The sequence below is a fragment of the Streptomyces sp. NPDC012510 genome, from assembly GCF_042955065.1.
Classification (GTDB): domain Bacteria; phylum Actinomycetota; class Actinomycetes; order Streptomycetales; family Streptomycetaceae; genus Streptomyces.
This window is the reverse complement of sequence record NZ_JBIBEN010000051.1, coordinates 1-9,393: the sequence shown is the minus strand read 5'-3', so window position 1 is coordinate 9,393 and position 9,393 is coordinate 1. Positions and strand designations below refer to the sequence as shown.

6 protein-coding genes and 3 pseudogenes are annotated in these 9,393 nt (G+C 63.9%); 1 reads left to right on the top strand and 8 read right to left on the bottom strand.

What is annotated here, in order from left to right; genetic code table 11:
* Nucleotides 1-144: 144 nt before the first annotated feature.
* The 5 genes and pseudogenes from ACFY9I_RS41925 to ACFY9I_RS41905 form a co-directional block, all read right to left on the bottom strand.
* Nucleotides 145-561 carry an SUKH-3 domain-containing protein gene (locus ACFY9I_RS41925; RefSeq protein ID WP_391012639.1) on the bottom strand — a complete coding sequence of 139 codons (417 nt, stop codon included), beginning with the start codon at nt 559-561 and terminating at the stop codon, nt 145-147.
* 86 nt (nt 562-647) lie between these two features.
* Nucleotides 648-776 (bottom strand): hypothetical protein, encoded by a 129-nt coding sequence (locus ACFY9I_RS41920; RefSeq protein WP_391012636.1) that lies wholly within the window; start codon nt 774-776, stop codon nt 648-650.
* 58 nt (nt 777-834) lie between these two features.
* Nucleotides 835-1,221: a hypothetical protein gene (locus tag ACFY9I_RS41915; RefSeq protein ID WP_391012634.1), complete on the bottom strand. Its 387-nt coding sequence runs from the start codon at nt 1,219-1,221 to the stop codon at nt 835-837.
* A gap of 477 nt (nt 1,222-1,698) precedes the next feature.
* Nucleotides 1,699-2,048, bottom strand: a pseudogene (locus ACFY9I_RS41910) (polymorphic toxin-type HINT domain-containing protein); the annotation flags it as partial.
* A gap of 1 nt (nt 2,049) precedes the next feature.
* Nucleotides 2,050-2,307 (bottom strand): annotated as a pseudogene (locus tag ACFY9I_RS41905) (Hint domain-containing protein); the annotation flags it as partial.
* Between the two features lie 317 nt (nt 2,308-2,624).
* On the opposite strand from ACFY9I_RS41905, the gene ACFY9I_RS41900 reads away from it, so the two are divergent.
* A complete protein-coding gene (locus ACFY9I_RS41900; RefSeq protein WP_391012631.1) occupies nt 2,625-3,893 on the top strand; it encodes an erythromycin esterase family protein in 1,269 nt (422 codons plus the stop codon).
* A 524-nt stretch (nt 3,894-4,417) separates the two neighbouring features.
* Here ACFY9I_RS41900 and ACFY9I_RS41895 read toward each other — a convergent pair.
* The 3 genes and pseudogenes from ACFY9I_RS41895 to ACFY9I_RS41885 form a co-directional block, all read right to left on the bottom strand.
* Nucleotides 4,418-5,164 (bottom strand): annotated as a pseudogene (locus tag ACFY9I_RS41895) (transposase family protein).
* A 559-nt stretch (nt 5,165-5,723) separates the two neighbouring features.
* Nucleotides 5,724-6,149, bottom strand: a complete 426-nt coding sequence (locus tag ACFY9I_RS41890) for a hypothetical protein (RefSeq protein WP_391012628.1) — start codon at nt 6,147-6,149, stop codon at nt 5,724-5,726.
* A partial coding sequence (locus tag ACFY9I_RS41885; protein WP_391012625.1) for an RHS repeat-associated core domain-containing protein occupies nt 6,146-9,393 on the bottom strand: 3,248 nt, incomplete at its 5' end. The genes ACFY9I_RS41890 and ACFY9I_RS41885, both read right to left, overlap by 4 nt.

Genomic DNA, 9,393 nt, shown 5'->3' with positions numbered 1-9,393 from the left:
GAGACGACACTCGGGTCCTGAGCATGCACAACCTCAGCCCACAGCACGAAAACAGTCCACCGACTCCGTCGGCGGACCGTCACGAAACTTCGAGGCTAAAGGCCTTCTCACATCACGGCCAGCGGTCGTGTGTCATGGCCGCCGTCAGTTCAGCCGCTCAGGACGAACTCTGTCGACCAGATGCACCAATGCTTCCTCCGGGCTTCCGCCGTAGACGGCGAGAAACGCATCGTAGGCGCCGTACGTCCGGCCCCCCTCGGCGACGAGGAGCACGAGAGGACCGGAAGCCGCGGTGCCCACGGGCGTCAGATTCTCTCCCGTTCGCTGCTCGTATCCCCTCAGCTTTTCGCCGTTGACGATGCGACTGGCGCGCTCGGCGTTCAGTTCGCATCTGTGCGTCCCTGGATCGAGCAGATGGCGGGTGTAGTCGAAGCCAGTTCCGTTGAATGCCTCGACGAAACGCAGCGCCGTCGGCGAGCAGTGGATTCCCAGCTCATCCCAGACATCCCTGATGTGTCGGATGTCCGCTTCGGAGGCCATCCACCGGGCGTCCTCCGCCACGATGTCCGACAGCCTTTCCGGCAGCCCCGCCTCGCGAGGACTGTCCGGCCGATCCGTACCCGAGCCGCCCCCTCCCAGAATTCTTCTCAACCCCTCTTGCACACCACGAAATAGGAATTCGCGAACGCTTCGGCCAGGGTAGCACCAGGAAGGCCGTCAAGCGTCACCGTCAGCATGGTGTTCGAGTTCCCCACTGCCTCCTGAGCACCATTCATCCAGACAGGGAGAACGTTCTCTGCGACATTCCTATTTGCGAGTGGACGCGCTGAGGTCTCACATGAAGCACATCTCCACATTCTTTTGCACGCAGACCCGGAGCACGACGACAAGATCACGAAGTTCTCTGATCTGATTCCCGCACTCAGAGTTCGGTTCCGGACTCGCCTCCCACTCCGTCAGGAAACCTTCAAGACGCGACAAGATCGGCCCGCATTCTTCAGGGGTGAGATTTCTCCCGTGATCGTCCGGGTGGTTGAGGAGCGGCTCGAGAACGGTGGCGACATCATCCCATGCGATTTCACCACCAAATCCCTGCATAGCATCCAGAGAGAACCCTTCCTCCGAAGCCAGACGCCTACGGAAAGCGGCGAACTCTCGATACGAAAAACACGCGTCCGGCCCTTCGACGTCCCAATCACCGGGAAACAGGCACAACCCCATAGGAACCCCTCTCCGAGACCAGGCGCGCCCCTCTTCGAATAACTGCGGACGAAGAGGGGCGCGCCGGTTCATCTGAACACTCTCACACGGGCATCACGACCTCGGGATCACTTCCCACGGGATGCCCTTCTTGTTGAACCAGGCCGTGAATTCGACTGGGATTGGATTCTCCAAAATGATTCGGTAGTCAATCCCCCGTTCCTGCGCGATCGAAAGCTTCTCCCCCTCTACACCCTTGAACTTCGCCAAGCGCTTGGGGTCAGCCAGCGTGTCCTCCCACAGAATCTTCCGGACTTCGCCTAGTACCACGTACCGCGACCTGTGGCACCGTCAACGAATGCGCCATCGTATTGACGGGTGTTTCCGCCGGATGCCTTCCTCTCGAAGAACCGGCCTACGCCACTGAGGTGGTCCACAAGGAAGTCCTCATAGGAGTCACCGGATTCCTGAGCCAGGCGGCCCCCTGGTCCCACCGCCTGAGGCACAGTTGTGGACGAGGACCGAAGCCTCACCCGCCAGCACATAGTACGTATGGGTGTCACTGACGGTGAGGTTGTGGACCGTGGCCGAGCTGTTGGTCCAGCGTTCCACCGCAGTGATCTGGACGAGTGCGCCCGCGCTGGTGCGCAGCCACTGGCCGTACTTCAACTCGGTGGCGTCGATCCACTCCCCGAGCTCGGGGACCCAGAAGGGATGCCGGTCGATCACCGTGATCGTGTCGGTCACAGTGCCCGCGTCGCCGTCAGTGTCGACGGTGATCTCGACCAGGTGCTTGACACCCTCGCCCTTGATCTCGGGGTGACCGTTTCCGTGGTGGTCTCGCCGGTTACGGGGTGGGGCGACCAGAAGGGGTGCTCCTGAGTAGCAGCGAGTTGCTCGATACCGTCATCGGTGGCTATGGACAGTTCGTTGAACTTCTTGTCGTCGCCTGTGCGGATGAGGCGCGTTACCTTGCGAGGTGCCACTTCGCCCGTTTCCGGGTCTGCGGCCAGCACCTCATCACCTACATCGATGTCCTCAATATCGCGAGTTTCGCCGTCCGCCATGAGGACATCGGTGTCTGCGAGGGCAATTGCATCCTCCGCTGGTTCCGCGCTTTCCGGTACCGGCCCCTGCTCTGCCTCCGACGCCTCCCTCTGATATTCCAGCAATCACATTGGCGCCAGCCCAGTTGCACGCCCGAGGAAGTCGCCGTACAACTGGCCGAATACGGCCGGGCCGGCGTGGACGAAGTTGTCCTCAACCTCGTCGGCGTGTATTCCGAACATGGCCAACCGGAGGCCGTGCAAGACCTCCAGGACATCCTCGCCTCGTGCCGGGGCCTGGAGAACGGTCACCCGATCCGGTAGGGCATCCCGGACCCGCCATGCGCCGCCCAGCCGCCCCACGAGAAGAGACACCGAGTGCCCGCCGACATCGCGCGCTGGCTGACCGAGCACGCCAGACCGCTCAGCACGCTGACACCGGGCGCTCCCGCCGACGACCTCGAACCGCTCCGCGACATCCTGCGCGGTGTGCGGATCGTCGGTCTCGGCGAATCCACCCACGGCACCAGCGAGTTCTTCCGGCTGAAGCACCGGATCATCGAGTTCCTTGTGCGAGAGGCGGGATTCGGCGTCCTCGCCATGGAAGCCAGCGAGTCCGCCGCCCACGCCCTGGACGCGTACGTGCGGCACGGCATCGGCGACCCAGCGCGGCTCGTCGCCAGGCTGGGATTTTGGACCTGGCGCACACAGGAGATGTTCGACCTCGTCGAGTGGCTGCGCGAGCACAACCGCGCTCTCCCCGAGGAACGGCGGGTCCGTTTCGTCGGCACAGACCCCCAGCGCAGCACCGACTCGGTCGAGGCAGTCGCCGCTTTCCTCCAGCGGGTCGCACCCGAGCGGACGGAGGAGATACGCGAACTCGATGTACTGAAGCAAGCTCGACCGGCGTCCCAGCCCGACTCACGACAAACGCTCATGCGCCGCGCCGAAGCTCTCGTCGACTTCCTGGAGGCCCTCCGCGAGAAGTTGCCCCAGCACACCGCGGACGAGACATCGGAACCGGCGGACGGCATCGACGAAGCCCTGGAACACGCACGGATCCTCGTGCGTGCCGCCGATCTGGTGACCCGCTCCCCGGACCAGCGCTCGGGCACGGACAGCGTATTCGCCGTACGCGACCGCTACATGGCCGAGGCCGTGGCACGGCTCGTGGACGACAACCCCGAGGCGCGGATCATGCTCTGGGCGCACAACGGACACATCGCGAAGAGCACATACGGCGAAAACGTGCCCGCGCTCGGCAGCGGGCTCCGCGAACGCTACGGCGACGCCTACTACGCGCTGGCCCTGCTCTTCGGTAAGGGCTCCTTCCTCGCACGGCGCGGTGACGATTTCCAGGGCTCGCCGGTTCGGCACCGCATCGGCACGGGATTCCGGTCCATCGAGGCACAGCTCGCCGACAGCGTCCTCGGTGACTACTACACCGACCTGCGAGCCGACGGTACCTCACCCGAGGACGCGCAGTGGCTGTATACCCCACATGCCCAGCGCGGCTTCGGTGCCAGTGTGCCGCGATTCTTCTACCGCTTCCATGTGGCGCCGCTGGTGCCGGTGCAGGACTACGACGGCATCGCCCTCGTCGCCCGCTCGACCTGCTCGCACCTGCTGCCGCCGCCGGAGGGGTGAGCGACGCCTTCACTCCTATGGCCACATGGCGAGCACAGCTTCAAGGGTCAACTTCCACATCGGCTCGGCTCCAGTACCGAAGGCCGCGGCGAGCGCGTATCCGATGGCTGCGTCGCGGGGCTCCGGGTCGGCGTCGATGCACAGACCGCACGTACTCAATTGGGTCGATTTCAAGGTCATCCGAAACACGAAACCCCAGGTCAAAGGCCTGACCTGGGGTTCACCATGGAGCCGCCTTCGGGATTCGAACCCGAGACCTACGCATTACGAGACCGTGAGCGGTCATCTTGCCTCGTACCAGTTGGTGCTGCCTTACGCTGTCCTGCCTGATCAGAGCGGCTGCGGGGTCCTGATCGGTGATGCCTCGTGCCGCGCCGTCCAAAGGCGTCTGGCCACCGGCTGGCCACCGGGGGCGTCGCTGAGCGGCGCAACGAGGTGTTGGGGTTGAGTTGTAGGTGACCTCCCACAAGCCACTGCTGGCCTTTCACCAGCCCGTCGGCGCCGTCCCGAGTCAGCGAGCTCTTTCAGCGTTGCCGCCCCAGTGTGAGGACGGCTGCGGCGATTGACGTCATTCGATTCGGGCTGCATCGCGGTCTGCGGAAGATCCGCCAGGACTTCAGCCTGGCGACTCGACCCTCGACCGGGGCCCGCGCCTTCGACAGCGCCCGATTGACGGTCTGTTGGGTGAGCTTCAGCTCGCCTCCAGCAGGCCGTCTGGCCGGTGTGGTTACCCACGCGCCGGCACCGATGTAGTCGCGATCGGCTAGAACCGGCACGCCTTGGTGCTCGCAGATCCTGATGATCCGGTGGGCACGGGCCGCGGTCAGGTCGTGACAGCGCCCCGGCAGGGTTGGGGACGGCCACAGCACCCGGCGGTGGGGACCGGTGACCACCTGCACGTTCACCCCATGGCGGCGGTGCTTGGCCGAATAGTCGGTCCGAGCGTCGCCGACCCGGTCGCACTCGCGAGGGTGCCGTCGAGCGGGACCAACTCGGGGTCCACCTCGCGCAGAGCACGCAGCAGACCGGGAGCGCGGATGTCCAGCAGATCGACGACCGCCTTGACGTAGGCGTGTGCGGTGCCGACCGAGACGCCGAATCCGGCGGCGATCTGTGCGAGCGGCTCGTGCTGGCGTAGGTACACCAGCGCGACCAGGGCACACGGATGTGGCGGGAGCTTACACCGCCGGTCACCCTCGGGGTGACGATGAGCATGGTGACCCACTCGATGAGCGCGTGGGCAGGTCGGGTACGGCAGGATGTGGGACCAATAAGGCCCCTGCGCCGACGGGTTGAGACTTCGAACACCTCCCTCAACGGCACGGGAGCCTTGTGCGTTGTGGCCACTGCTCCTGTCACTCCATCGGTGGCCACGCTGAAAGAGCGCACTGCGTGACCTTGTGCCGCCACCATTACGCCGTCGCACAAGCCCGCCACCAGCACCGACACGCTCTCCAGGACCAGCTATGACGGGAACCACAGATGCCGTGTCTGTGGAAGACTTTCACTTCAGAGGCGCCTTGCTGTGCGCGGCTGTTGAAAGCGCAGGTCAGCAGGCACCTCTCCCTATTTCTCCGTCCATAAGACGATCACCACGCGGTGGATCGAGGCTGAGACGTCGATCATCTGTAGTTCTGTCCTGGACCCTTTTCCTCCAGGGCGACCAGTGCAGACTGGCCGCCCTCAGGTGAAAAAGGGCGCCTCCGCAACGGAGTTTCGTTGCGTGCGGTTGCTCATCCATCCACCACGTTGAACCGCCGCGAACTGCAACACTTACGAGATCACCGCGAATTTACAATCGCCCTGCGATCGATCCCCCACGTCGACCGATCATCCTAGATTCAGTCTCGGTAGTTTTTGCGGATTTCCGTATGTGAGGACGCGATGGAGTCCGGCCCTCAGCTCGTTGAAGTCAACCCCCGATGCAATCCCCAACGGAATGATATTAGAAGGCAAGCTCAGTGCCTTAACGGCTTCGTCGTCAAAGCTTAGAGTCAGAAGGCCAGGCAATAGAGATACCCCTTTAAGGCCGCCATAGTGAACACCCCCGCTCTCATTTACGACACAGTAACTATCCGTTTCATTCCTGACATTCTGCTCGTCCGGTTGATCGTCCAGAAAACGCTGGAGGTCAAAATAGTAGCCGTTCGCCGCCGCGTCATCTCCGTCACCAATGAAGACCGAGAAAGTAACACCGGGAACTTCTTCCCCGACGACCAGTGCCGCGATCTCCCAATAGGGGGAAATGCTACTCATCCACTCCAACTCCATTCCTTACCGTTGTTCTTGTACACAAAGGTCACTCCCAATTCCTGTGCCGCTTTCTGCATCCTTCCTTGACAGGGGGTGCATGGAGGGTTCAGTCCGTGAATGGTAACCGTGTCGCCTGGGTTGATGGGTGCCAGCTTCGAGTAGGGATCGCCGTTGATATCCATGCTGGTGGCCCCAGACATCCGGATGGCACGGGCTTCGGTGTGGCTCGAAGTCTGACTCTCCTCAGGGGTCATACTGCCGCTTCTTAGAGAGTAGGTCACGACCAGCTGCCCGTCGCGTGTCACCTCAACTCTCGCCCAGTGGGTTTTCGTAGTGGTCTTTCCAGTGAGGGAACCCGCACGATCCCTTGCCTTCCGATCACCATAGGTAGGCTTGCCCGACTTCGTATTGGGCTTCGCAGCGAAGACCCCGCCCCTGCCGCTCCCGAATATTGCTGCTAGGGCACTAGGGACTTGGTAGGAGTCACTGGAAATATCATAGCCTTGACTAGCTATCCAGTTGTCGAACTGGGCGCCATAGTCACATCCTGGCTCGCCGGGACCTCCACCTCCTCGACAGTCGCCGTCAAAGATCCATCCGCCGTATTCGGCCATGTGGGGAACGTTCGAAACAATCCCGTAGAATGTCTCTCCAACGCCGGAGCAGATTCCAGACAGGGGGCCCCAGGAACCGCAGCCATTGTCTGGGTCACCAGGGCCTGGCTTCGCCCCGTCCCCACCGCTACTGGTGTGCCCGCCGCTGTTGGTGCTGGCCGTTCCGCCGGTGTTGCGTTCCCTCTCCGGATGGTATTTCGACTTCTTGGTGGGGACGCCGTTGTTGCAGTGATCGAGGATCCCTTCCTTGCATTCGTAGCTGCCGAGGCCGCTCGGATCGGAGAGGGTGGCGGGGTTGTTCTCGCTGTAGCTGTAGCCGTTGAGTGACTGGTGCTTGCCGGCTTCCAGTAGGGGGTCCACGCTGATGAACTGGCCCGTCTTCGGGTCGTACTCGCGTGCCCCGATGTGGGTCAGCCCCGTGCCCGCGTCCGCCGGCTTGCCCAGGAAGGTCTTGTCGTCCGGCCAAGGACCGGTCGCTGTACCGCGCGAGGCGCCGAACGGTGACGTGTACCGCTTCGTGACCGCGTACGTCGTGGCGTCGAGGGCGAGGCTGGACGTGCCGTGGTGGTCGCCGGCGAGGAAGCTCAGCTTCGAGCCCGACGTGCCCGCGGTCGCCGTGCGGACCGCGATCGTCTGGCCGTTGGCGGTGTAGTAGCGCGTGCCGGAGAGGGTCTTCGTCGTGCCCTTGACCGTGAGGCGGACTTCCGTGCCGCCCAGGTAGAGGATCGTGTCGCCGTCGCCCTTGGCGCGGCGGATCAGCAATTCCCCGTCGGCGTCGTAGAGGTAGCTCGTCTCCGCCGTGCCCTCGGTGGTCTTGACGAGCTTGCCCTCGCCGTTCCACAGGAGAGACTGCGTGGACTTCGGACCAGGGCGGGACGTGGTGTTGCCGTTGACGTCGTAGTCGTAGACAGCCGCCGTGGCACCCGTCGTGTTGTCCAAGGTGTGGGGCTTCTTGTCACCGGTCGCACTGGTGTCGTCGTACGTATACGTCGTCGTGCTGTCGCCCGTGCCGGCGTGCTTGGTGTCGGTCTTGCGCTGGCCGGCCGCGGTGTACGTGTACGACGTCCAGTACGGGGCAGCGCCGTCGATGTTGGACGCCGTGCGGCCGGACGTGGCGCAGTCGGCCGTCTTCGGGGTCCAGGACTGCGTCAGGCGGCGGTGGCCGTCGTAGGTGAAGCACTGGTAGTCGGGCTTGACCGTGCCGCCCTGGGTGGCTGCGTCGAAGATCGACGTGACGTTGCCCGCGTCGTCCTGGGTGAACTTCAGCTCCTGCGGCATGTAGCCGTGCACATCGTCAGTGACGAAGGAGCGGGTCAGGCGGCGCGTCCCGGACTCGTAGTCCCAGTTCAGGTAAGCCTTCTTCGCCGAGGCCGTGCCGTCAATGCCCACCGTGAGCTGACGCAGATCTCCCTGCGGGGAGAACACCGCGCCCTGCAGATAGCCGGTCGTCCCCGCCGACTCGATCTGCTGTCCGGTCGCGTTGTACTCGTAGCCGACCGACTCCGAAGGGAGACCACCCGCCGCCGGATGGGAGGACAGACTGATCGTCCCGTCCAGGCGGTAACCCGTCGCGAACGACAAGGTCTTCGGGACACCCGCCGCGACCAGCTCATCGCTCTCGGGGAGCAGGAGCTGGCTCTCCTTGACCTGGTACAGGGGGTCGTACGACGTGATCTTCTTCGTGTACGCCTTGCCGGGCACGACCGAGCCGCCGTCATAGCGGACCGCCGTGTCCAGCTGTCCCCTGGCCAGTGTGTCGAAGGTCCAGGCGGCGAGCTTGTTGGCGTCGGTCTTCGTGCCCTGCCACAGGCCGGTCTTGCGGTTCAGTTCGTCGTAGCCGTAGAGGAGCTTCTTGTTCTCCTCCTCGACGTTGAAGGTCGACTCGATGCGGTCGAGGCTGTCGTAGACCGACTTCGCCGTTCCCTTGTCGGGATCGGTCGCGGTGATCTGGCGTCCGAACAGGTCGTAGGTGTACGACCACACGCTCTGGTCCGGGCCGGTGATGGATTCCTGCTGGCCCGCGTCCGTGTACGTGTAGGTGGTCGTCGTGTAGTCCGTACCCGTCGGGTCCGGGCCCGCGTACTCGCGGCGCTCGGTCAGCTGGCCGAGGGCGTTGGTGATCACCGCGGTGGCCTGGCCGCCCGGCGGGGCGGACGAGGTGACCGTGTCACCGGTGTACGTGGACTCCGTGGTCCAGCGGGTCACGCCGTGCGTCTTCGTGACCGCCTTGGTGGCGCGGCCGGCACCGTCGAACGTCGTGTCGGTCTGGATCGGGGCCTGGCTGCCCTCCGTCTGCGCCGGACTGCTTGAGGGGGCGGATGTGTTGTCCCAGATGTCGCCCTGTGTGCTGACCGCCAGCCCTCGGCTGTCGTACCGGGTGAGAGAGATCAGTCGTCCGCCGACCGGGGTCGGGGTCTGGACCTGCCGGGTGCGCAGGAGGTTGTCGTAGAACTCGTAGGTGGTGTTGTAGCCGGAGCCGTCGCCCTTCAGTGCTGCGGTCGACACCCAGGACAGGTCCGAGTTGGTGATGTTGTAGGCGTAGACGTAGTTCGGCTTCTGGCTGAGGGACTTGAGGCGGTTGGGCAGCCAGACGCTGGTGACACGGCCGAGGCTGTCGTACTCGGATTCGGTGA

Excerpts from the sequence above, each read along its gene's own strand:
- ACFY9I_RS41920 (WP_391012636.1), bottom strand. The coding sequence starts at position 776 with ATGAATGGTGCTCAGGAGGCAGTGGGGAACTCGAACACCATGCTGACG.
- ACFY9I_RS41890 (WP_391012628.1), bottom strand. The coding sequence starts at position 6,149 with ATGAGTAGCATTTCCCCCTATTGGGAGATCGCGGCACTGGTCGTCGGG.
- ACFY9I_RS41915 (WP_391012634.1), bottom strand. The coding sequence starts at position 1,221 with ATGGGGTTGTGCCTGTTTCCCGGTGATTGGGACGTCGAAGGGCCGGAC.